Origin of the sequence: Arenimonas soli (genome assembly GCF_014643775.1) — a bacterium.
Taxonomy (GTDB): domain Bacteria; phylum Pseudomonadota; class Gammaproteobacteria; order Xanthomonadales; family Xanthomonadaceae; genus Arenimonas; species Arenimonas soli.
On the sequence record NZ_BMKC01000003.1, the window covers coordinates 146,959 to 167,385 of the forward strand.

The 20,427-nt window shown below is 69.2% G+C and carries 22 protein-coding genes; 11 read left to right on the plus strand and 11 right to left on the minus strand.

Going from position 1 to position 20,427, the window contains the following annotated elements:
• Positions 1–34 precede the first annotated feature (34 nt).
• Complete coding sequence (locus tag IEX13_RS11270; protein WP_188664247.1) at positions 35–586, plus strand: NADPH-dependent FMN reductase; 552 nt, start codon at positions 35–37, stop codon at positions 584–586.
• Here IEX13_RS11270 and IEX13_RS11275 read toward each other — a convergent pair.
• Both IEX13_RS11275 and IEX13_RS11280 read right to left on the minus strand, forming a co-directional pair.
• Positions 583–1,902 (minus strand): MFS transporter, encoded by a 1,320-nt coding sequence (locus tag IEX13_RS11275; protein WP_188664249.1) that lies wholly within the window; start codon positions 1,900–1,902, stop codon positions 583–585. The genes IEX13_RS11270 and IEX13_RS11275 overlap by 4 nt on opposite strands.
• Positions 1,899–2,150 carry a DUF3297 family protein gene (locus tag IEX13_RS11280; RefSeq protein ID WP_188664251.1) on the minus strand — a complete coding sequence of 84 codons (252 nt, stop codon included), beginning with the start codon at positions 2,148–2,150 and terminating at the stop codon, positions 1,899–1,901. Before IEX13_RS11280 ends, IEX13_RS11275 begins: the two co-directional genes overlap by 4 nt.
• Positions 2,151–2,343: 193 nt before the next feature.
• Here IEX13_RS11280 and IEX13_RS11285 point away from each other — a divergent pair, with 193 nt between their 5' ends.
• From IEX13_RS11285 to IEX13_RS11315, 7 genes are all read left to right on the plus strand, one after another.
• Positions 2,344–3,705 (plus strand): sigma-54-dependent transcriptional regulator, encoded by a 1,362-nt coding sequence (locus tag IEX13_RS11285; RefSeq protein ID WP_229668529.1) that lies wholly within the window; start codon positions 2,344–2,346, stop codon positions 3,703–3,705.
• A gap of 26 nt (positions 3,706–3,731) precedes the next feature.
• Positions 3,732–4,277 carry a TspO/MBR family protein gene (locus IEX13_RS11290; RefSeq protein ID WP_229668530.1) on the plus strand — a complete coding sequence of 182 codons (546 nt, stop codon included), beginning with the start codon at positions 3,732–3,734 and terminating at the stop codon, positions 4,275–4,277.
• A gap of 39 nt (positions 4,278–4,316) precedes the next feature.
• The gene (locus IEX13_RS11295; RefSeq protein ID WP_188664255.1) at positions 4,317–6,473 is read left to right on the plus strand and encodes an ATP-binding protein; all 2,157 of its coding nucleotides are present in this window, start codon (positions 4,317–4,319) and stop codon (positions 6,471–6,473) included.
• Positions 6,463–7,542, plus strand: a complete 1,080-nt coding sequence (locus IEX13_RS11300) for a hybrid sensor histidine kinase/response regulator (protein ID WP_188664257.1) — start codon at positions 6,463–6,465, stop codon at positions 7,540–7,542. The genes IEX13_RS11295 and IEX13_RS11300 overlap by 11 nt, the downstream gene beginning before the upstream one ends.
• Positions 7,543–7,745: 203 nt before the next feature.
• Positions 7,746–8,135 carry a hypothetical protein gene (locus IEX13_RS11305; protein ID WP_188664259.1) on the plus strand — a complete coding sequence of 130 codons (390 nt, stop codon included), beginning with the start codon at positions 7,746–7,748 and terminating at the stop codon, positions 8,133–8,135.
• Positions 8,136–8,205: 70 nt separating this feature from the next.
• The gene (locus tag IEX13_RS11310) at positions 8,206–8,649 is read left to right on the plus strand and encodes a PA2169 family four-helix-bundle protein (protein WP_188664267.1); all 444 of its coding nucleotides are present in this window, start codon (positions 8,206–8,208) and stop codon (positions 8,647–8,649) included.
• A gap of 204 nt (positions 8,650–8,853) precedes the next feature.
• Positions 8,854–9,234: an HU family DNA-binding protein gene (locus IEX13_RS11315; RefSeq protein ID WP_188664269.1), complete on the plus strand. Its 381-nt coding sequence runs from the start codon at positions 8,854–8,856 to the stop codon at positions 9,232–9,234.
• 90 nt (positions 9,235–9,324) lie between these two features.
• Here IEX13_RS11315 and IEX13_RS11320 read toward each other — a convergent pair whose 3' ends face one another.
• The 9 genes from IEX13_RS11320 to IEX13_RS11360 form a co-directional block, all read right to left on the minus strand.
• Entirely contained in the window at positions 9,325–9,864 is a 540-nt protein-coding gene (locus tag IEX13_RS11320; protein ID WP_188664271.1) for a GNAT family N-acetyltransferase, read from the minus strand.
• 57 nt (positions 9,865–9,921) lie between these two features.
• Positions 9,922–10,221 carry a hypothetical protein gene (locus IEX13_RS11325; RefSeq protein ID WP_188664273.1) on the minus strand — a complete coding sequence of 100 codons (300 nt, stop codon included), beginning with the start codon at positions 10,219–10,221 and terminating at the stop codon, positions 9,922–9,924.
• A 333-nt stretch (positions 10,222–10,554) separates the two neighbouring features.
• Positions 10,555–12,312: a GGDEF domain-containing protein gene (locus IEX13_RS11330; protein WP_188664274.1), complete on the minus strand. Its 1,758-nt coding sequence runs from the start codon at positions 12,310–12,312 to the stop codon at positions 10,555–10,557.
• Positions 12,313–12,334: 22 nt separating this feature from the next.
• A complete protein-coding gene (locus tag IEX13_RS11335; protein WP_188664277.1) occupies positions 12,335–12,637 on the minus strand; it encodes a hypothetical protein in 303 nt (100 codons plus the stop codon).
• Between the two features lie 40 nt (positions 12,638–12,677).
• The gene (locus tag IEX13_RS11340; RefSeq protein WP_188664279.1) at positions 12,678–13,466 is read right to left on the minus strand and encodes an SAM-dependent methyltransferase; all 789 of its coding nucleotides are present in this window, start codon (positions 13,464–13,466) and stop codon (positions 12,678–12,680) included.
• Between the two features lie 33 nt (positions 13,467–13,499).
• A complete protein-coding gene (locus IEX13_RS11345; protein ID WP_188664280.1) occupies positions 13,500–14,027 on the minus strand; it encodes a GNAT family N-acetyltransferase in 528 nt (175 codons plus the stop codon).
• Positions 14,024–15,283: a pepsin-like aspartyl protease gene (locus tag IEX13_RS11350; protein ID WP_188664282.1), complete on the minus strand. Its 1,260-nt coding sequence runs from the start codon at positions 15,281–15,283 to the stop codon at positions 14,024–14,026. The genes IEX13_RS11345 and IEX13_RS11350 overlap by 4 nt, the downstream gene beginning before the upstream one ends.
• 74 nt (positions 15,284–15,357) lie before the next feature.
• Positions 15,358–16,038, minus strand: a complete 681-nt coding sequence (locus IEX13_RS11355; protein WP_188664284.1) for a hypothetical protein — start codon at positions 16,036–16,038, stop codon at positions 15,358–15,360.
• A gap of 90 nt (positions 16,039–16,128) precedes the next feature.
• Entirely contained in the window at positions 16,129–17,382 is a 1,254-nt protein-coding gene (locus IEX13_RS11360; RefSeq protein WP_229668531.1) for a S8 family serine peptidase, read from the minus strand.
• A gap of 114 nt (positions 17,383–17,496) precedes the next feature.
• Here IEX13_RS11360 and IEX13_RS11365 point away from each other — a divergent pair, with 114 nt between their 5' ends.
• From IEX13_RS11365 to IEX13_RS11375, 3 genes are all read left to right on the plus strand, one after another.
• Positions 17,497–18,009 (plus strand): RNA polymerase sigma factor, encoded by a 513-nt coding sequence (locus IEX13_RS11365; protein ID WP_229668532.1) that lies wholly within the window; start codon positions 17,497–17,499, stop codon positions 18,007–18,009.
• Entirely contained in the window at positions 18,006–18,719 is a 714-nt protein-coding gene (locus IEX13_RS11370; RefSeq protein ID WP_188664286.1) for an anti-sigma factor family protein, read from the plus strand. The genes IEX13_RS11365 and IEX13_RS11370 overlap by 4 nt, the downstream gene beginning before the upstream one ends.
• A gap of 85 nt (positions 18,720–18,804) precedes the next feature.
• Entirely contained in the window at positions 18,805–20,418 is a 1,614-nt protein-coding gene (locus IEX13_RS11375; protein WP_229668533.1) for an HD family phosphohydrolase, read from the plus strand.
• The last annotated feature ends 9 nt before the right edge of the window (positions 20,419–20,427 follow it).

A 20,427-nucleotide genomic window follows, 5' to 3' on the forward strand; every position in this document is an offset into this window, starting at 1 on the left:
AGGGTGGGTAGCGAACTTCTTACGGAGCAATCCCATGACCCGACTGCTTGGCATCTCCGGCAGCCTGCGCGCCGGCTCCTACAACACGGCCCTGCTGCATACCGCACGCGAACTGCTGCCCGAAGGCGTCGAACTCGAGGTCGCCACCCTGCACGGCATCCCGCTGTACGACGGTGACGCCGAAGAAAAGGACGGCATCCCGGCCGCCGCCGAAGCCCTGAAGGACAAGCTGGCCGCCTGCGACGGTCTTATCCTTTGCACGCCCGAGTACAACCACTCGATTCCCGGCGTGCTCAAGAACGCCATCGACTGGATGTCGCGCCCGCCCAAGGACAAGGACCGCGTCTTCGTCGGCCGCCCGGTGGCGCTGCTGGGCGCCTCGCCGGCGGGCTTTGGCACCGTGCTCGCGCAAAACGCCTGGCTGCCGGTGTTCCGGACCCTGGGCATGCGCTACTGGTGCGGTATGGAGCTGATGGTTTCGCGCGCCCACAAGGTGTTCGACGCGCAAGGAAAGCTGCAGGACGAAGACGTGCGCGAACTGCTGCGCAAGCACGTCACCGGCTTCAGCGACTTCGTCCGCGGCTAACCGGCCTGCTGCACTTCGGGCAGGCGCCGGCACAGCCAGGCACCGGCCAGGCCCATGCCGGCCAGCACCGCCAGCGCCGCCGGCACCGAGGCGGTGCCCACGGCGCCGGTGATGGCGCCGGTCGCCAGCAGCAGCACGCCCATGGCGGTATTGCTGACCGCCACGTAGTCGGTGCGCTTGTTGCCCCCCGCCAGGTCCACCAGGTAGGTCTTGCGGCCCAGGCGCACGCCGTCGTGGGCAATGCCGAGTACGAAAAACAGGCCCACCAGCACCCAGCCGCCGGCGTCGCCGCCCGCCAGCCAGGCGTCGGCGCCGATCGCGCCCAGGGCCGCGGCGCTGGCCACGCAGCCCGCGGCGATCATCGTGTGCCGGCTCGACCTGTCGGCGAAGCGACCCCAGAACGGACTCGACAACAGCGAGGCCGTGCCCGCGGCCAGCAGGAACAGCGGCAGGCCGTCCCAGCCGCCCATGCCGTGGTCGCGCGCCAGCAGCACCAGGAAGGGCGAGCTCAGCGCCGACACCAGCAGCAGCGCGCGCGCCAGCACGAAGCGGCCGAAAGTCGGCTCGTCGCGCAGCAGCCGCAGTTTGCCCAGCGCTTCGGTGATGCCATTGGCGCCGCCTTCGGTACTGCCGGGGTCTTCTGCGATGCCGGAATAAACCAGCGAGCCAAGCAGCCAGCACGCCGCCGCCGCGGCCAGCAGGCCGCCCAGCAGCGCCGGCCCTGCGTCCCGGCCCCACCACAGCAGGGCGCCGCCCACGACCAGGCTGATCGCGCCCGAGGCGCTGGCCGCATAGCCGGCCAGCCGGCCGCGCCGGGTTTTCGGCACGGTCTTGCCCAGCACGTCCTTGCTGGCGATTGAACTGAGGCCGCGCGCGAGGCTGAAGCAGACCAGCAGGCCCAGGATCGCCGCGCCGGCGACCGCGCCGTCAAGCCAGAAGGCCGCGGCCGCCATGCCGGCAACCGCCGCGGCCTGGAGCATCGCGCCCAGCAGCCAGGCCGGCTTGCGCCGGGGCAGGGCGCGCACGCGCGCGGCGATGAACAACTGCGGCAGCATCGAGCCCGATTCGCGGACCGGCACCAGCAGGCCCACCATCCACGCCGGCGCCCCCAGCGCGCCCAGGGTCCAGGCCAGCGTCGTCTTCGGGCTGGCCAGTGCGTCGCCGAGTTTGGTCAGCGCCATGGCCCCGAGCTGGCGGAGGAAGTTGCCCGGCAGGCGCGTGCAGGCGCTGTCGGGGATGTCCTTGCAGACGCGGCCGTCCTCGTCGCCGACCAGGGCGTCGTAAACGGCGTCGAGGCGGTCCGTGCCCGGCTTCACGCCGTCGGCGGGGCGTCCAGGAACCAGACCTCGACCGTGCCCTTGGCCTTCATCGTCATCGCGTTGCCGTGGCGGTCGAGCGACTTGCCGACGGGCAGCCGCACCCAGCCTTCGGACACGCAGTATTCCTCGACGTTGTGGCGCTCGACGCCGTTGAAGCGCACGCCGATGCCACGCTCGAGCAGGGCGTCGTCGTAGAAGGGGCTGCGCGGATTGACGCAGAGTCGGTCGGGCGGGGTGTCGCTCATGGGTTCGGCCTGCACGGGGAAAGGGCGCCAGTTTAGCGGGAGCGGCGAGTTTGCAAAATGCACTGCGTCTGCGCAGTATGGATGCAAATTGCAATTATTTGCCTGAATGCCTGCGAGGAAATCCTTGCGGATCAGTGGTTTGCCTGATGGCACGTCCCTTGCTGACAAGTTTCCGGACCCTTTGGAGTCAACCGTGAGCAACCTTCCCGCCGCCCCCCAGGGGCGGATCCTTGCCATCGACGACGACCCCGGGCTGCTGCAGAACTTCGCCCTGTGCCTGGAGGACGCCGGCTACCGCGTCAACACGGCCACGCGCCTGCAGGAAGGCATGAAGCTGGCCGCCAGCCAGCCCTTCCACGTGTGCCTGCTCGACCGTGACATCGCCGGTGATTCGGGCCTGGATGCGCTTCCCCGGCTGCGCGAGCTGGCGCCGGGACTGCGCGTGATCATGGTGACCGCGCATTCGCATGTCGAAGACGCGGTGCGCGCGATCGCCGAAGGCGCCGCCGACTACCTGGTCAAACCCTGTTCGCCGGCGCAGCTGCGCATCGCGGTGGCGCGCCAGCTCGACACGCTGGACCTGCTGAGCCGGCTGGAAACCCTGGAACGCCAGCAGCCTCGCCAGGCCAGCACCCTGCAGTCGAACAGCCCGGCGATGTCCGAAGTACTGGCCGTCGCCCGCCAGGTGGCGCGCACCGACGCCAACGTGCTTTTGCTGGGCGAATCGGGCACCGGCAAGGGCGTGCTGGCCAATGCCATCCATGGCTGGAGCCCGCGGGCGTCCCGGCCCCTCGCCACGGTGAACTGCCCCTCGCTGTCGGCCGAACTGCTGGAAAGCGAGCTGTTCGGCCACGCCAAGGGATCGTTCACCGGCGCCACGCAAAGCACGCAGGGCCGCGCCAGCCACGCCGATGGCGGCACGCTGTTCCTGGACGAAGTCGGCGACTTCCCGCTGGCGCTGCAGCCCAAGCTGCTGCGCTTCGTGCAGGACAAGGAATACGAGCGCATCGGCGAACCCGACACCCGGCGCGCCGACGTCCGCATCATTTCGGCCACCAACCGCGACCTCGAAGCGATGGTGCGCGACAACAGCTTCCGACTCGACCTGCTCTACCGGCTGAACGTGATCAGCCTCGTGCTGCCGCCGCTGCGCGACCGCCGCGAGGACCTGGCCGCCCTGGCCAATGGTTTCGTGCGCCGTTACGCCAACAGCTACCACCTGCCGGCCCGGCACCTGTCGGAGCAGGCGCTGCTGCGCATGCAGGCCTACGCCTGGCCCGGCAACGTGCGCGAGCTGCAGAACGTGATCGAGCGCGCGGTGATCCTGTGCACCGGCGAGCAAATCGGCCCCGAGCACCTCGCCCTGGGCGGCGAACCGGCGCCGGCGGGCGCCGGCAGCGGCGTGGGCGTCGGTGCACCGGTATCGCTCGAAACGCTTGAACGCGCCCACATCGAAGCCGTCATGGCCCATGCCGAAACCCTGGAAGCCGCCGCGCGCACGCTGGGCATCGACGGCTCGACCCTTTACCGCAAGCGCAAGGCCTACGGGCTGTGAGCGCAGAAGACCGGAGCAAGCGGCAAGTGCAGTACGAACGCCACGTCTACCGCAGCACCCCCATCGTCGCCAGCGGCCCGCCGCCGTGGCCGGTGACCGGGCGCGATGGCGTGGCCTTGCTTGCCTGGGTGGTCATCGTGCTCGCGGCCGGCGCGTCGATCGGCGTGCTGTTCCCGCCGGGCGAGTGGTACCAGGTGCTGAAGAAGCCCAGCTGGAACCCGCCCTCCTGGCTCTTTGGCCCGGCCTGGACGACGCTTTACGTGCTGCTGGGCGTGGGCGCCTGGCTGGTGGCGCGCGAACCCGGGCCATCCGCCGATGCCGCGCGCCCCCGGTCCTGGGTCAGCTTTGGCCTGACGGCGGCGCTCAACCTCGCCTGGACGCCGCTGTTCTTCGGCCTGCGATCGCCGGCCCTGGCCTTCGTGGATATCTCGCTGCTGTGGGCGGCCACGGTCTGGATGACGCTCAGCTTCGGCCGCGTGCGCCCGCTGGCCGGCTACCTGCAGATTCCGATGGTGCTGTGGGTGAGTTTCGCGCTGGTGCTCAACGGCACCATCTGGCTAATCAATCGTTGAACCGGTGGCGCCGCCGCGCCGCCAGGGGGAAAGGCAGACATGCCGCAAAGACAAGCCAATTTCCGCTATCGCGTCTTCACCGGGCTGATGCTGTTCGCGGTGGTCGTGCTGGCCGGCACCTCGCTGCTGTCGCTGCGCGCCACCGAAGAGCTCGAACAGACCGTCGAACGCACCAGCGAGAGCCAGCAGCTGCTGCAGCAGGTGAGCGCCTACTGGGGCCAGATCGGCGACAGCGAGGCGCACGGCATGCGCTACCTGATCACCGGCCGCGCCGAGTTCCTCAACGAATACCGCAGCGTGCTCGGCGAGCTCGACGCCAGCCTGAAAAGGCTCAAGGCGATGACCGCGGTGGATCCGGTCGCCTCGCATCTTGTCGAGGTGCTGGCGATAAAAAACGGCGACCGGCTGCGCTACTACTCCGAGCTGCACCAGCTCAAGGCGATGACCGCCCAGGGCAACCCGGCCGCCGACCTGCGGGTGGCGCAGCGCCTGCGTGCCGGCACCGGCGCCCGGCTGCTGGCCGAGATGCAGGTGATGATGGACAACCTGGCCGCACACGAGGAAGCGCGCCTGGTCGAGCACCGCGCCAAGCGCAACGAAATGATCCGCCAGAACTGGGCCACGGTGATGGTGGCCAATGCGCTGGCGCTGGCGGCGGGCCTGGTCGGCTTCCTGGCCACGCGGCGCATGCAGCGCCAGGCGCAGGAAGCCTTCCGGCTCGAGCTGCGCGCCGAGCAGGCACGCCAGTCCAGCCAGGACAAGTCGGTGTTCCTGGCCAGCATGAGCCACGAGATACGGACCCCGATGAACGCCATCTTCGGCTTCACCAACCTGATCGCCGAAACCCCGCTCGACCCGCGCCAGGCCACCTACGTCGATTCCATCCGCAAGAGCGGCCAGGCCCTGCTGTCGCTCATCAACGACGTGCTTGACCTGTCGAAGATGGAGGCCGGCAAGCTCGAGCTGCGCGAAGAAGCCACCGACCTGCGCGAAATCGTCGACCAGACCCTGACCATGTTCCAGCAGGCCTGCGCCGACAAGGGCATCAGCCTGCGGGCGGACTTCGACGGCCGGGCGGAGCTGCCGGTGATGGTGGACCCGGTGCGCCTGCGCCAGGTACTGATCAACCTGGTGTCGAACGCGGTGAAATACACCGAGACCGGCGGCGTGGTCGTTCGCGTGGGCTGCCATCCCAGCAAGACCGAGGACCGCTGCGACCTGCGCATCGAGGTGATCGACAGCGGCACCGGCATTCCCCCGCACCAGCTGGGCGTCATCTTCGAACCCTTCGAACAGGGCGACAGCGTCGACGGCAAGAACCGCGAAGGCACCGGCCTGGGCCTGAGCATCGTGCGCCGCCTGGCGGAGCTGATGGGTGGCGAACTTTCGGCCGAAAGCACGGTGGGCGAAGGCTCGGTGTTCCGCCTCGACATTCCCGAGCGGGTCATCAGCACCGATTCGGTGAGCCAGCAGCCCGAGCGCAGCCAGCGCATCGAGTTCGACCTGCTGCCGCCGCTGAAGGTGCTGGTGGTGGACGACGTCGCCTGGAACCGCGACCTTGCGGTGGCCTATCTCGCCGGATCGCACCACCAGGTGATGCAGGCGGGCGACGGCCTGGTCGCGCTCGAACAGCTAAAGGCCAAGGGCGCGGACATCGTGCTGATGGACCTGCGCATGCCCGTGCTTTCCGGCGACCAGGCCCTGCAGCGCATCCGCGCCAATCCCAGGTGGCGTGACATCCCGGTGGTGGCGCTGACGGCGTCGAGCATGAGCGAAGACGAAAACTGGGTGCGCGCGCGTTTCGATGGCTACGTGCGCAAGCCGTATTCCAAGGCCGACCTGTTCGAGGCGCTGGCCCTGCATTTCCCGCCGCGCCGGGACGACGCCGAAACGACCGCGCCGGCGCCCGACGTGCCGGCCGCGCCCGACCCGGGCCCGCTGCGGCATGACGCCGAGGCCCTGGCCGAACTCAAGGCCCTGCGGGCCACCCTGCCGGCGATGCGCGGCAACCTGCGGGTGCGCGAAGTGGCCGCCGCCGCCGGCCACCTGGAGGGCCTGGCCGGGCGCCTGGACTGGCCGCGGCTGGCCGGGTTCGCCCGCGAGCTCAAGGAGGCCGTGGACGCCTTCGACGTCACCAGCATGCGCCTGCTCCTGGCCAACAGCCCCGATCCGGAGGCAAACCGCGATGAACATTGAACGTGCCGCCCTGGTCATGGTCGTCGACGACCAGGAGGCCAATGTCAGCGCCGTCGGCGGCCTGCTTGCCCGCGACGGCTTCGACGTGGCGCCCTGCCTGAGTGGCAAGGAAGCCCTGGCCGGCATCGCCGCCGCCCCGCCCGACCTGCTGCTGCTGGACATGCGCATGCCGGGCATGGACGGCTTCGACGTGCTCGAGGCGCTGCGCGCCAACGAAGCCACGCGCGAGCTGCCGGTGATCTTCCTCACCGCCGACCACGAGCGTGACTCCCTGGTGCGCGCCTTTTCGTCCGGTGCCGTGGACTACGTCACGAAGCCCTTCGTGCCCGAGGAACTGCTGTCGCGGGTGCGTGCGCACACGGCGCTGAAGCTGGCGCGGGACCAGGTGCAGCGGCTGGCGCAGGAGCGCCAGGAAAGCCTGGAACTGATCGCGCACGACCTGCGCAACCATTTCACCAACGTGCTGTTCTCGGCCGACATGCTGGCCAGCCGCCAGGCCGACCGCGCCGGCGGCAAGCTGGTCGAAGCGATCCGCAGCGCCGCCGACACCGGCCTTCTGTTCCTGCAGGCGGTGCTCGACCAGGCCGCCGGCGAAGCGCGCGGTGAAACCGTCGATCCGCTGCCCGCGGCCCAGGTGGTGCAGGAGGCCGTGGACGCCCACGCCGACCACGCGCAGGAAAAGGGCATGGGCCTGGACCTGCAGGTCGAACCGGGCCTGCTGGTGCGCGGCCAGCGCCTGGCGCTGGGCCACGTGCTGCAGAACCTGGTGTCGAATGCGGTGAAATATTCACCCGCCGGCAGCACGGTCACGGTGAAGGCGGTTGCGCATGGGGCCAAGGCCCGCTTCCTGGTCATCGATCAGGGCCCGGGCATTGCGCAATCCGAACAGGACCAGCTGTTCCGGCGTTTCGCCAAGCTCTCGAGCCAGCCGACCGGCGGCGAAAGCTCCACCGGGCTCGGGCTGTCGCTGGCCAAGCAAAAGGCGCGCGCGATGGGGGGCGACCTCTGGTACGACCCCGCGCCGTCTGGTGGCGCCTGCTTCACCCTGGAATTGCCGCGCGTTCAATAGCCCGGCCGGCGGACTTTCCTTGCAGCCTGCAGGCACGGCCATGCAGATCGCAAGGTGGCGGCCCACCGCACCTGCGCAAGTCCTTGTTCCTGCGTGCCATGCCCGGTTGGCACGGCCCTTGCTCCCTATTCCATGACGATGTCGTCGCCGCCTGCTTGTGGGCGCCGACGGCACCGTGACATTCCCAACCATGGAGCTATCGCATGAACAAGTTCACCCGCACCGCCCTGCCGCTGGCGATCGTGATGGCCCTGGCGGCCTGCCAGGAAACCCCGCAGGAAACGGCCGAGGACGTGGCCGAAGCGCGCATCGAGGCTGCCGAAGACACCCGCGAAGCCCGCCAGGACTACGTCGAAGCCGACTCGATGGACGAGGCGATCGACGAGCGCGAGGACCTTGAGCTTGCCGCGGCCGAAGGCGCCTATGAAATCGCCAAGCAGCAGTGCGATGCCCTCGATGGCGACGCCGAGGACGCCTGCAACGACCAGGCCAAGGCGAACTACGACGCGGCCAAGGAAGCGGCCCAGCGTCGCCAGGAAGCCGGCGAAGACATGCTCGACGCCGCCGAAGACGCCGTCGACAACGAGTACTGAGTCCCCCGGCTCCGCACTCGCGAACACCCCCTGTTCCACCCCTAAGGAAGACAAGTCCAAGGAGGACACCATGACCAACAAGACCACCGCCACCCTCAACCACCTGGTCGAAGCCCTCAACGACGGCATCGAGTTCCACGAGCATGCCGCCAAGGAAACCGCCCAGCCCGCCTACCGCGACCTGTTCCTCAACATGGCGCAGGTGAAGAAGGCGATCGCCGCCGACCTCAAGGCCGAAGTGTCCAAGCAGGGCGCCGAGCCGGACAACGACGGCACCTGGCTGGGTGGCATCCGCGAGGGCTACGCCCAGCTGAAATCGAAGATGGTCAAGGACGTCGACGCAGCCTGGATTTCTTCGATCGAAGAGCAGGAAGACCGCGTACTCGAAGCCTTCCGCGATGCCCTCGACGGCGACCAGCCGCCGAAGGTGCGCGAGCTGGCCGCGCGCTACCTGCCCGAGGTCAAGAAAATGCACGACCAGATGCGCGACCTTAAGCGGGCCAAGGCGGCTTAAGACCCCCCGCCCTGCCGCGGTTCCCGGCGTGCTGGCCGGGGGTCGCGGCAGGTTTTTGGGCGCCGGGACCTGCCGGTAGCGAAAAAAACCCGTGTTTTTACCGGTTTTGCACTTGGCGGCGACTTGAACTTGCCCTACATTCGCTAGGCCGGGGCAAGCCCAGGCACCCCAATTACCCATCCAGAATCACGGGAACAAACAAAAATGGCTACCAAGAAAGCTGCGAAGAAGAAGGCTGCCCCGAAGGCTGCTGCCAAGCCGGCCGCGCCCAAGCCGATCAAGGAAGCGCTGACCAAGTCCGGTCTGGTGTCGCACATCGCCGACAACACCGGCCTGGCTTCCAAGGACGTGCGCGCCGTGCTGGCCGCGCTCGAGAACGCCGTGCACGGCTCGGTCTCGAAGAAGGGCGCGGGCAGCTTCACCCTGCCGGGCCTGCTCAAGATCACTTCGGTCAACGTGCCGGCCAAGCCCAAGCGCAAGGGCATCAACCCCTTCACCAAGGAAGAGCAGTGGTTCGCCGCCAAGCCGGCCACCGTCAAGGTGAAGATCCGTCCGCTCAAGAAGCTGAAGGATTCCGCGGCCTGAGGCCCGGATTCGCGACGCGGTGACGCGCGCGAAAGCAGAACCAGCGGGGCGGGTGCGCAGGCACCCGCCCCGTTTTCGTTCGGCGACGGACTACCCGGCGACGGCGGATTCTTTCGCCGCCGGACGGTCGATCTCGTAAACCAGCAGGGTTTCCCCGTCCAGGGTTCGCGGACCCTGCAGGCGCATGCCCAGGGTTTCGAGCAAACGGCGCGAGGCGACGTTGCCGAGGGTGACGATCGCCAGCACCCGCGGCAGCGCCAGCGGCCCGAAGGCGTGGTCCAGGCAAAGGCGGGCGGCCTCGCGGGCCAGCCCCTGGCCACGCCAGGGCGGCAGGAAGGCGTAACCCAGGTCGGGCCCCGGCAGCAGGTCGCGCCGGACCAGGCCGCACATGCCGGCCAGGCGTCCGTCGTTCTTCATCTCGACCGCCCACAGGCCGAAGCCGTTGCGGGCGTAGCTGGCGATGGGGCCGTCGCGCAGGTAGGCGCGGGCCTGGTCCAGGTCGCGCACGCCACGGTCGCCGATGTGGTCCAGGAAGCCCGGGTCGTTGAGCAGGGCGAGCGCGAAAGCGGCGTCGTCCTCGCGCAGCTCGCGCAGGCGGAAGCGGTGGGTGTCGGGGAGGCTTTGCGGCATGGGCGGTCCCGGAAGGGCCGCCCGATTATTGCAGGACCGGGGTGCCGGCGGTGGGAATCAGGGCGTGGCCAGCGTGACCTGCTGCAGGCCTTCGTGCATCGCGACCAGGCGCTGCACCGGCGGCATGTGCGGCTGGCGGCGCTGCTGCTCGACGCCGAGCGACTTGCTGTCGAAGCGCACGTTCTCGGGCACCACGATCTTGAAGTGCAGCGTCGCCGACGCCGAGACCTTCGCACCTTCGACGCCGACCGCGAACTCACCCTTGGCGAGGGCGGGCTGGGCGAGGGCCATCGCCAGCGCGGCGCACGCCGCGAGGCGGAGGAGGAGGGCGGGCTTGGCGAGGCGCTTGGCGTTCATCGTTCTGCTCCTGGGGGGAGGAACCCGGACCGGGGGCGGTCTTCGTGTTCCTTGGAGAGCAGTCTAGGAAGTGGCCTAAGTTATTGATGGGCAACGGATCACACTTGCCTACTGTGGGATTTCGCGCACACTTCCCGACCAAATGCGGCCGTCGGACACGGTTTGCATGCGTGGGCGGTCACAGTTCCCTTTCAAACCGTGACATCGCCCCAACCCGCGGCTGAACGTCCGTCAATTCCAGCAACGCCCGGGCGCAGGAAAGTCGGCCAGCCCTTGCGGCAAGCCGTGCAGTTTTTTCAGGGTGTCGCCGGCGTGGCCGACGCAGTCGCGGGCTTACGTTGCGGCGACGGTGGTGGTGTCGGCTTCAAGGCCGTGGGTACGTACACGGTCGCGGCCGGCGTTCTTGGCTTGGTAAAGGGCGTCGTCCGCGCGGCTGAGCAGCATGAGGAAGTCGTAGCCGCTGGCACGGGTGCCCGCGACGCCGAAACTGGCGGTGACGTTGAACACGTGGCCGGTGGGCGAGGTGTCGATGGCGGCGATTCGCTTGCGGCAGGACTGCGCCAACGCCACCGACGACGGCAGGTCGCAGCCGACGAGCAGGAATGCGAACTCCTCGCCGCCCAGGCGACCGAAGCGGTCGTTCTTGCGGCACACGTCGGCGCAGACCTTGGCGACTTCGACCAGCACCCAGTCGCCGGTGGCATGGCCGAAGCGGTCGTTGATGGACTTGAACTCATCGAGGTCGAACATCACCAGGCCGGCCTCTTCGCCGTCCTTGCGGCAGTACGCCAGGGCCTCTTCGGCCCGGTGGCTGAAGTGCATGCGGTTGGAGACGCCGGTCAGCGCGTCGGTTTCGGCAAGGCGCCGGAACACGATCTGAGCCTTCTTGGTGCGCCAGGCCCAGAGCGCGATCGTCCCCAGCAGCAGCGCCAGCAGCACGACGAGCAGCTGGGTGTTGCGCGCCTCCTGCGTGGCTACCTTCTGCTCCAGGGCCAGCACTTCGTTCTGCCGGTTGAGCAATTCGATGGTCTGGTTCTTCTGGCGCGATTCGCTGGTGATTTCCTGGTAGGCCATCGCGCGCGCCTTGACCTCGTTGAGGTAGGCCTTGTCGGCATCAGCGTAATTGATGTGGTGCGCCAGCGCCGCGGCATTGTCGCCGCGCTGCAGTGCCGATTCGTAGAGGATGCGGTGCGCGGCCACCAGTGGCGGGCTATTGGCGACCGGCGCGCCCAAGGCGATGATCCGGCGGGCGTGGCGCTCGGCGGCGGCGTAATCTCCGGCGGCGATGTTTATTTCCGCCAGCACGGAGTGGGCGTCGGCGATGACCCGCGGGAAGCGCGTGGATTCGATGTCGGCGAGGTAACGGTTGAGATAGACCGCGGCTTCATTGCGATCCCCGGCGGTCGCCATGTGCCGGGCCCGATACGTCCGGGCGAAACTGGCGAAAAGCGGCTCGCCCGCGTCCAAGCATTCGCGGGTGACGGCTTCGATTTCTTCGTCGCGGCTTTCGAGTTGTTCAAGGTTGAACCAGCTCTCGAGCGCGAGTGCGCCACCGAAGCAGCGCGTCCGGGGGCTGGACGAGCTCGTGCGAAGGAGCTCGGCATATCGTAGCCCGTCCTCGAAACGACCAACCTGGTTGAGGAGGCCGCCCGCGGCCGCCCAGAGGTGTTCGAGCACGGCCGGGTCCTGGATCTCGCCCTCCAGCTCCTTGGTCTCGTTCATGTAGCGAAGGGCTTCGGCGAAATCGCGCCGCGACCCGTAGGGGTGGATCAGCAGGGCCCCGGCGCGGAACCGGATTCCGGCATCGGCGCTCTCCTGGAAGAGCCTTTCGGCTGCGGCAATGCCCAGGTCATGCCTGCCGGTATAGATGAGCTGGTAGGCCTTGAGGTATTCCAGCAGCTCCCGCTGCCTGGGGCTTGCGGCGCCCAGGCTGGCATTGAGCTGGCCGATCAGTTGGTCGAACCGCGCGGGGTCGGAACTTCGCACAGCCTCGGCCTGGCTCAGCATCGCCTCGAACGCAGGCGACGCGAATGAGGGCAGCGGCGCAACCAGCGCCGCCGCCATCACCAGGCGGGCAATCAGACCACGCATGGTCGGAAAACCGGCGGCGGTGTCAGTGCCGACCGTTGCGTTGGATGGATTCCTTGCGGTCGTCGTCGTCCGGCTGCTCACTGTCTTCCTGCTCGTCGTCCTGCTTCTTCTGGTCATCGCCTTCGGCGGGGAACAGCATGCACATCATCTTGTGCCGGCCGCCGAGCAGCCCGTTTAGGGCGTCCGCATCCCGGTCGAGCAGGGCCTGCAGCGGCGCGTCGTCGAGACCCAGGTCCCGGGCTTCGGAAGCGAGTTCGGCGGCTGGCAGCTGCGCCAAGGATGGGTTGCGGCCCATTCGTTCGAGAAAAGCGATCACGTTGTTCATTTCAACACTCCCCATTTTTCAGTGGTGGTCCAGTGACGCATCAAGCAGGTGAATCGATTGCCGCCAGGCGCTCGAGCAGCGCTTCGTTGCGCCGTAAGGGCTTGCAGGGCGGCAGCACCAAGGTGGACTGCGCATCCAACCTGGCGTCCGCCAGGCTCCCCAAGGATGTACGTTCAATTCGAGGTGTCTGGATCGGCAGGGTCGCCGCCTCGTAGATCGTACACTCGTGGTCCAACGGATAGTCCACGGCAAGCAGGTCAACCAGCAGCTTCCTGTGCGAAGCCGGGGTCGAGAACCGCCGATAGCTGCGGTCACCGGCCACGCCCGGCTGCCAGATGACCAGGTAGGCGCTGGTGTCGAGGCGCCGCCGGTAGAACATCAGCTGGCTGGCTTCGTAATGCTGGCAGCCGAACTCGCCCGGATCGATGCCCAGGTCGGCATAGAGACAATCCTCGGCGGACACGCCCGGCTCCATCGACGCTTCGAAGCCTTCTTCCCGCGCCATGGCTACGGCGCGATGCGGTGCCTGGGCGAAGACTCCTGGGTGCCCGTAGAACACCCCGCAGACACGTTTGCCGGCGCGGACTTCGGCCAGCATCATCGCGGCCATCTCACGATAGGTGTCGTGCCGGGACTTGCCCTCGGCATACAGGGGCTGGAGGCTTCTGACATCGGGATGCATGCCTTGCACCCATTGTTCGACGAGGGGGTCGGAGACCGCCACGAAAACGACGTCGGCCTGCTCGATCCGGCCGAGGGCGCGTGGCGTGAGGTGGGCGCCCAGCATCATGCCCAGGCCCACGCAGGCGAGACTTCCTTGCTTCCCCATGTTCCCCGAAACCAATGGATTCACCCGCGGACATTAGCCCAAGGCGTGCACCTTGTCGCCCTCTTGTGCCTTCCACTGTTCGCGCGACAGCGTCCAGCGGCGGGGATGCGGTGGCGGACCCGCCGCTGCGGGATGGAAGCCCATGCCCCTCATGACGGCCTCGACCAGCGGGTGGTCCGCCACATGGCGGGCTTCCACGCGGTCCAGGCCAATCCCCAGGAAGGCGTGGCGGACCACGGTCATGGCCGCTTCCCGGGCGTAGCCCTGGCCCTGGAAGGCGGGCGGACAGATTGCCCCGATTTCAGCGACGCGGTCCGTGTCGATGTCCAAGCCAACCAGGCCGATGTGCGCCTCGTCCTGCAGGCGAACCATTACCCACAGGGGCCAGCGGCCGTGATCGCGCGCCAGGGACGTGAGAAACCCGGCCCTTGCGCGTTCGACCGTCTGCGGAGGCCCGATGCGCTCAAGCGTTTCCGGGTCGGTGTAGAGGCGTACGTAAAGCGCCTCGTCTGCAGGCTCGATCAGACGCAGTCGCAAACGCCGGGTGGTCAGCAAGCTCACGTCATTGAACTCCTCGCAGTCGCGAAGCGAACCGTACCCAGCCCGCTGCCGCCGCTTCGGTCAAAGATGGCATAACGACCCGCGAACAGGGGTAGGCCCAGCAGGGACTGCCCGGTGAAGTGCGGTAACGGCGCGGCCAGCAGGCACAGGCACTGCCCGGGGCGATGCGCATTGTGCTGCCAATAGTGCGATGCCGGCACCCGTAGCTCGCTGTTCCCCCCGGAAGGAGCCTCCAGGATGAAATTCAGGTCGGGCCAGTGCCGGGGATCCACTGCGTCGTTGGGCAGCCCCTCGCCGCGGACGATGGCCTGCTGGGCCCGCGCCACGAGATCGGGAAAGCGCGGGTCGTGCGCGGCCAGTGCTGCCATCACCGCCGCATAGGTGCCGGCTTCGAGCGCCAGGTAACTGCAGCCGGTGTCGAGCATGGCGTTGCTGCCCATCGCGGCGACCCGCGATGTGTCCAGCGGCGGCACCGGGATCGGGTTGCCGCCGCTGACGCGCACGGCGCGCAGGTTCGCGTTGTAGTACAGGTCGTGCACGACGCGGACGTCCTGGAAGCTGCCGCGGTAGAGGTGTTGTTGTTCGGTGCCGCCGCCCAGCACCAGGGCGCCGCGGTTGAGCGGGTCGGCCTGGAGGGCGGCGACCGAGGGGTCCCCGTGCGTGACATGCACCACCGCCCGGCTGGTCGCCAGCGCGAAACGGTTGCGCACCACGCCCTCCTCCTCCAGCGCGGTGAACGCGGGCTTCAGGTGAGTGCGCGGCTGGTGGCGCAGGAAGTCCTGGAACCGGGTCAGGTCGAGCGCATGGCCCTGCTCGTAGGGCCAGGGCCAGCTCAGGGGTGGGGCGTGCCCTTGCTGGACAAGCAGCGGGGACACGTCCCAGGCCGGATCCAGGTCGCGGTAGGCCAGTCCCCAGAGGCCGTCGGCACCCTGGAACAGGGCATCGTCGGTTTCGCAGCAGGCGAACAGCGCGTCATCAATGGCGCGGGCGTGGTGGCCGTGGCCGAAGGCCAGCCGCGATTTCAGCACCGGGCCGGCCCAGGCGCCGCCGCCGTAGCGGATTTCCTGCACCCAGGGCGTGGCCGCCAGCAGGCCATCCCGTTCGGCCCGATAGGCGTGGGGGCGCACAACCAGGGTGCTGCTGCCGGTGTCGAGGATCAGCTGGGCGGGGTCGGCGTGTTCGCCCAGACGCGCCGTGGCGGTGTAGGCGCCGCGGGCGTAGGCCAGGGTGGTGGGTAGTTCGAGTGCGGGCGGCATCGCCCGAGGATAGGCGATGCCGCCGCAAACCCAGAAACATTGGTCGGAGCGGTCAGTGGCTTGCGCTGCCGCCGTCAGCGCTCGACCTCCGCTTCGCCGCGGGCCGAAGCCGATGCGCCGGCCGACGCGCCCCGGCGCGATGCGGAGGCGTCGGCATTCGCGTCCGCTTCGCCGCGGGCACGGGCGCGCGGGGCATCGGGTTCGGCGACCTCGGAGGCTTCGTCGCCGGCTTCGCCGTCATCCGGCTGCCCGCCGTCCGCCGGCGGCATCGCCTGGCGTTCAAGCGACAGCGCACCGTCGAGCGTGCCGGCCAGTGAGGCACCGTCGTCCTGCGCCTGGCCCGTGGCGGCGCCGGCCAGCGAACCCGTGCCCTGGGCCTGGTCGTTGCTGGCGCCGAGCATCGAGCCGGCACCTGCCAGCAAACGGGCGTCATGCTCGTCATTGGCGCGGGCGGCTGCCGCCGCCTCGGCGGCGGCTTCGGCGGCCGCGCGCTCGGCACGCTGCTGGCGGCGAAGTTCGCGCAGCTCGGCACGGCGCTCGGCGAGGCTGCCGCGCACTTCGCGCTGCACGCCGTTCACGGTGTCGCGTGCGCCCAGGCGGCCGATCGGGTCCTGGCCGGCAAGGCCTCCCGGCCCGACGCCGACCGCACCCCGCACGGTGCCGGTGGCACCGCCGACGAGCGATTGCGCGTGCACCATCGGGCTGGCGGAGAACAGCGCGGCGAAGACGGCGGTGGTGATCAGCTTGGTGTTCATGGCGGTCTCCTTGGATGCCGCAGGCCATCTGCGGCTTCAAGGGGACTTACGACCCGGCGCCCGGATTTCTTCCGCGGCGTCGGGCTGAGTTCAATCTTCGTTCATGCGCGTGGCCCAGGCCGCACGCGCATCGGCCGAAAGCAGGCCGTGGCCGAATCGCGGGTCGCGGCCCCGCGGGCCGAGGTCCCGGGCACGGCTGGCCAGGCGCTGCATCACGCGCCCGGTCGCCCCGGGGCTTGGCGACCGGACTTCGGCGGCCGCCAGGCGGGCCACCAGCGGGGCCGCGAAGGACGTGCCGCGGACCGGTGTGCGATCACCGCCCGGCCGTGCGGCCCAGAGATCACTTCCCGGCGCGGCGAAGTCGACGGCGTCGCCGCGCACCGCTTCGGGCAGCAGGCGGTCGCGCACGTCAACTGCCGTCACGCCGATAACGCCGGGGTAGGCCGCCGGATAGAGCGGCCGTGCCGCCGGACCGTCGTTGCCGACCGCCGCCACCAGCACGTGACCGCGCTGCTGCATGGCGCCCACGAGCGATTCAAGCAGTTGGTTGGGCGGGCCCACCAGGCTGAGGTTGATGACGGCAACGCGCTCCCGCGCCAACCAGGCAAACGCTTCCGCCAGCGAGGTGACGGACCCGCCGGTGGGCTCGCCGCAGTAGATGTCGGCGGCGAACAGCTCGCCGCCGCGGGCCCCGCCGCTGGCGTCGCCGGCCAGCAGGGAAGCGACCGCCGTGCCGTGGGCTTCGGGCTGGCCGTTTCCCCGGCAGCCCCATTGCTGCACCGCGACTCCCGCCAGCAGGGGGTGCGACGCATCCACGCCGCCGTCCACCAGGCCCACGCGGACGCCCGCGACGGCTTGCCGGGAACCGTGCGGGGACGTCTCGCCGGGAACACCCCCGAGGGTGCCGGAACCCAGGTAGATATGGTTGTAGTCGTATTGCCCGTCCGGATCGATGCGCGCCAGGCGTCGCAATGCGGTGCGGACGCGCATGCCATCGGGCGCGCGAAGGACCACGATGCGCAAGTCCAGCGGCGCCAGGCGTGACTCACGCACCACCTGGAACCCCGCGGCCTGCGCCCGCGCCAGTGGCGCCGCGTCCGGCGCGATCGCAACCACTTCGCTGCGCACCGCGGGCGCGCCCCGCGGGTCGGCCTCCAGCCAGCGTCGATGTTCGCGCAGGAGCGTGCGTTCGCGCAGGCGGCGCACCTCACGCCCGGTTTGCTCCAGGGTTTGCTGCACGGGGGGCGGAAGGTTGGCGGGTAGCCGGGGCAGCGGCACGCCAAGCGCCGCCGCCCGGGACGGCGACAACAGCAGGACCAGCAGCAGCGGCAGGAATCGGAGCATGTGAAGGGCCTACGTCCGGGCGGGGCGGTTTGATCCGCGGCGGTGCTAGCATCCGGCCGCACTGCCCTGAAGCAGGCCGCGGGAATAAAACGCCCCTCCGGGACGTAATCAGACATGACCGTCACTGACACCGGCATGAATTTCAACCAGGAACTGTGTGCCTTGTTGCCGCGCCTGCGCCGGTTCGCCCGCACCCTGGCGGGCAACCGCGCCGACGCCGACGACCTGGTGCAGATGGCGCTGGAGCGGGCGCTGGCCCGCGCGGCGCAGTGGCGGCCGGGTACGCGCCTGGATGCCTGGGTGTTTGGCATCGTGCGCAACGCCTGGATCGACGAACTGCGGTCCAGGCAGCTTGGCCAACGGATCTTCGCACCGGAGGAGCACGGGGCCGGCGTGGGTGAAACACCATTCGAGGGCCAGGACCTGGCGCTGTCGGTGCAATCGGCGCTGGCCCGCCTGCCGGAGGAACAACGCATGGCGATAGCACTTGTACTGATCGAAGGCCTGTCCTACCGCGAAGCGGCCCAGGCCATGGACGTGCCGATCGGCACGCTGACCAGCCGCCTGGCGCGTGGCCGCGAGGCGCTGCAGTCGCTGCTGGGCGGAGCCGCCGGGGTGGGCGCATGAAGCCGGCCGACGACGAACTGATGGCATATGTCGACGGAGAGCTCGATCCGGACGGCGTGGCGCGCGTCGAGGCCGCGATGGCCGCCGATCCCGCCGTTGCGGCGACGGTGGACACCGCCATGCAGATGCGTGCCCGGCTGCGGCAGGCCTACGACCCGGTGCTGGACGAACCCGTGCCACCGCATCTGCTCGCGATTGCCCGTGGAAGGCCGGCATCGATCGTTCCGGCGCCAACCGCGCCACCGCGGCGCCGCTGGGCGCTGCCGCAATGGGCGGCCCTGGCCGCGGCCCTGGTGCTGGGCATCGCCGTGTCGCAGTTCGCGCTGCGGCCACCTACCGGGCCGTTCGAAGCCAGCCCTGGCGGCCTGGTGGCGCGGGGTGACCTGGCCGAATCGCTTGAATCGCGCCTGGCCGCCGAGCCGGCTGGAAGCGTGCGCATCGGGCTGAGCTTCCGAAGCCGCGACGGAAGTTACTGCCGCAGTTTCCGCATCGAAGGCGACCGTGACCTGGCCGGCCTGGCCTGCCGTGATGCCGGCGGCGACTGGCAGGTTCCCGTGCTCGTGGGCTCGGATCCCGCGCCCCGGGGCGAGCTGCGCCAGGCCGCCGGCGCGCTGCCCGAAGCCGTGCTCGCGGAAGTCCAGGCGCGCCTGTCCGACGAGCCGCTGGACGCGGACCAGGAGCGCGCCGCGCGCGACGCCGGCTGGCGCTGACGGCGCCGGCCGGACCAAGGCGCGCGGATTGCGTGCCGGTGCATTTGGCGTCATGTTGGCGGCCGAACCCAAGCCGGCCGCCGCCGTGACCAGCGAATCCGAAATCCTCAGCCGCCTCGAGACCCTAAACGCCATCGGCGTCGCGCTGTCGCACGAGCGCGACCTGGCGACCCTGCTCGAACGCATCCTGGAAGCCGCCCGCGACTTCGCCGACGCCGACGGTGGCACGCTCTACCTGCGCGAAGGCGACAGCCTGCGCTTCGAGGTGCTGCGCAACGACTCGCTGGGTTATTTCATGGGCGGCCGCCACGGCAAGCCCATCCACTTCCCGCCGATCCCGCTGCACCGCGAGGACGGCAGCGGCAACGATTCGATGGTGGTGGTGCACGCGGCGCTGTCGGGCAAGACCATCAACATCGCCGACGCCTACACCGCCGAGGGTTACGACTTCTCCGGCACCCGCGCCTTCGACGCGAAAACCGGCTACCGCTCGCAGTCCTTCCTGACGGTGCCGATGAAGGACCACGACGGCCACGTCATCGGCGTGCTGCAGCTGATCAACGCCAAGGGGCCGGACGGCGCCATCCTGGCCTTCGAACCGGCGATCCAGCAGCTGGTGGAATCCCTGGCCTCGCAGGCGGCGATCGCGCTCAACAACCGGCGGCTGATCGACCAGCTCGAAACCCTGTTCGAGGCCCTGATCAACCTGATCAACACCGCCATCGATGAAAAGTCGCCCTACACCGGCGGCCACTGCGAACGCGTGCCGGCGCTGACCACGCTGCTGGCCGACGCCGTGGCGCGCACCAAGGCGGGCCCGCTGGCCGACTTCGACATGTCCGAAGCCGACCGCTACGAGCTCAAGATCGCCGGCCTGCTGCACGACTGCGGCAAGATCACCACGCCGGTGCACGTGGTCGACAAGGCCACCAAGCTGCAGACCCTGTTCGACCGCATCGAACTGGTGGACACGCGCTTCGAGGTGCTGCGGCGCGACGCCGAGATCGCCCTGCTCAAGGGGGAGATCGACCAGGCCGCCTACGAATCACGCCTGGCCCAGCTAGATGCCGACCGCGAAGCGGTGCGCCAGGCCAATACCGGCGGCGAGTTCATGAGCGACGACCGGATCGCCGCGCTGCAGCGCATCGCCGCCCACACCTGGCGCGGTCCCGACGGCAGCGAACTGCCCTTCCTGTCGGCCGAAGAACTCGACAACCTGTGCATCCGCCGCGGCACGCTCAACAATGCCGAGCGCGAGATCATCAACCACCACATCACCATGACCATCCGCCTGCTCGAGGCGCTGCCCTGGCCCAAGCACCTGCGCAACGTGCCCGAGTACGCCGGCGGCCACCACGAGCGCATGGACGGCAAGGGTTATCCGCGCGGCCTGACCCGCGAACAGATGAGCGTGCAGGCGCGGGTGATGGGCATCGCCGACATCTTCGAGGCCCTGACCGCCAGCGACCGGCCCTACAAACCCGGCAAGACGCTCAGCGAATCGCTGACCATCCTGGGCCGCATGAAGCTCGACCACCACGTGGACCCGGACCTGTTCGACGTGTTCCTGCGCGAGAAGGTGTACCTGGAATACGCCGAGCGCTTCCTGCCGGCCGAGCAGATCGACCGGGTGGATTGGTCGAAGATTCCCGGTGTGTCGCCGGAGCTGGCGGCGGAACTGGCCCAGCGGGATTTGTAGGAGCGCCCG

Excerpts from the sequence above, each read along its gene's own strand:
- IEX13_RS11270 (WP_188664247.1), top strand. The coding sequence starts at position 35 with ATGACCCGACTGCTTGGCATCTCCGGCAGCCTGCGCGCCGGCTCCTAC.
- IEX13_RS11280 (WP_188664251.1), bottom strand. The coding sequence starts at position 2,150 with ATGAGCGACACCCCGCCCGACCGACTCTGCGTCAATCCGCGCAGCCCC.
- IEX13_RS11295 (WP_188664255.1), top strand. The coding sequence starts at position 4,317 with ATGCCGCAAAGACAAGCCAATTTCCGCTATCGCGTCTTCACCGGGCTG.
- IEX13_RS11300 (WP_188664257.1), top strand. The coding sequence starts at position 6,463 with ATGAACATTGAACGTGCCGCCCTGGTCATGGTCGTCGACGACCAGGAG.
- IEX13_RS11305 (WP_188664259.1), top strand. The coding sequence starts at position 7,746 with ATGAACAAGTTCACCCGCACCGCCCTGCCGCTGGCGATCGTGATGGCC.
- IEX13_RS11310 (WP_188664267.1), top strand. The coding sequence starts at position 8,206 with ATGACCAACAAGACCACCGCCACCCTCAACCACCTGGTCGAAGCCCTC.
- IEX13_RS11315 (WP_188664269.1), top strand. The coding sequence starts at position 8,854 with ATGGCTACCAAGAAAGCTGCGAAGAAGAAGGCTGCCCCGAAGGCTGCT.
- IEX13_RS11320 (WP_188664271.1), bottom strand. The coding sequence starts at position 9,864 with ATGCCGCAAAGCCTCCCCGACACCCACCGCTTCCGCCTGCGCGAGCTG.
- IEX13_RS11325 (WP_188664273.1), bottom strand. The coding sequence starts at position 10,221 with ATGAACGCCAAGCGCCTCGCCAAGCCCGCCCTCCTCCTCCGCCTCGCG.
- IEX13_RS11330 (WP_188664274.1), bottom strand. The coding sequence starts at position 12,312 with ATGCGTGGTCTGATTGCCCGCCTGGTGATGGCGGCGGCGCTGGTTGCG.
- IEX13_RS11335 (WP_188664277.1), bottom strand. The coding sequence starts at position 12,637 with ATGAACAACGTGATCGCTTTTCTCGAACGAATGGGCCGCAACCCATCC.
- IEX13_RS11340 (WP_188664279.1), bottom strand. The coding sequence starts at position 13,466 with ATGGGGAAGCAAGGAAGTCTCGCCTGCGTGGGCCTGGGCATGATGCTG.
- IEX13_RS11350 (WP_188664282.1), bottom strand. The coding sequence starts at position 15,283 with ATGCCGCCCGCACTCGAACTACCCACCACCCTGGCCTACGCCCGCGGC.
- IEX13_RS11355 (WP_188664284.1), bottom strand. The coding sequence starts at position 16,038 with ATGAACACCAAGCTGATCACCACCGCCGTCTTCGCCGCGCTGTTCTCC.
- IEX13_RS11360 (WP_229668531.1), bottom strand. The coding sequence starts at position 17,382 with ATGCTCCGATTCCTGCCGCTGCTGCTGGTCCTGCTGTTGTCGCCGTCC.
- IEX13_RS11365 (WP_229668532.1), top strand. The coding sequence starts at position 17,497 with ATGACCGTCACTGACACCGGCATGAATTTCAACCAGGAACTGTGTGCC.
- IEX13_RS11370 (WP_188664286.1), top strand. The coding sequence starts at position 18,006 with ATGAAGCCGGCCGACGACGAACTGATGGCATATGTCGACGGAGAGCTC.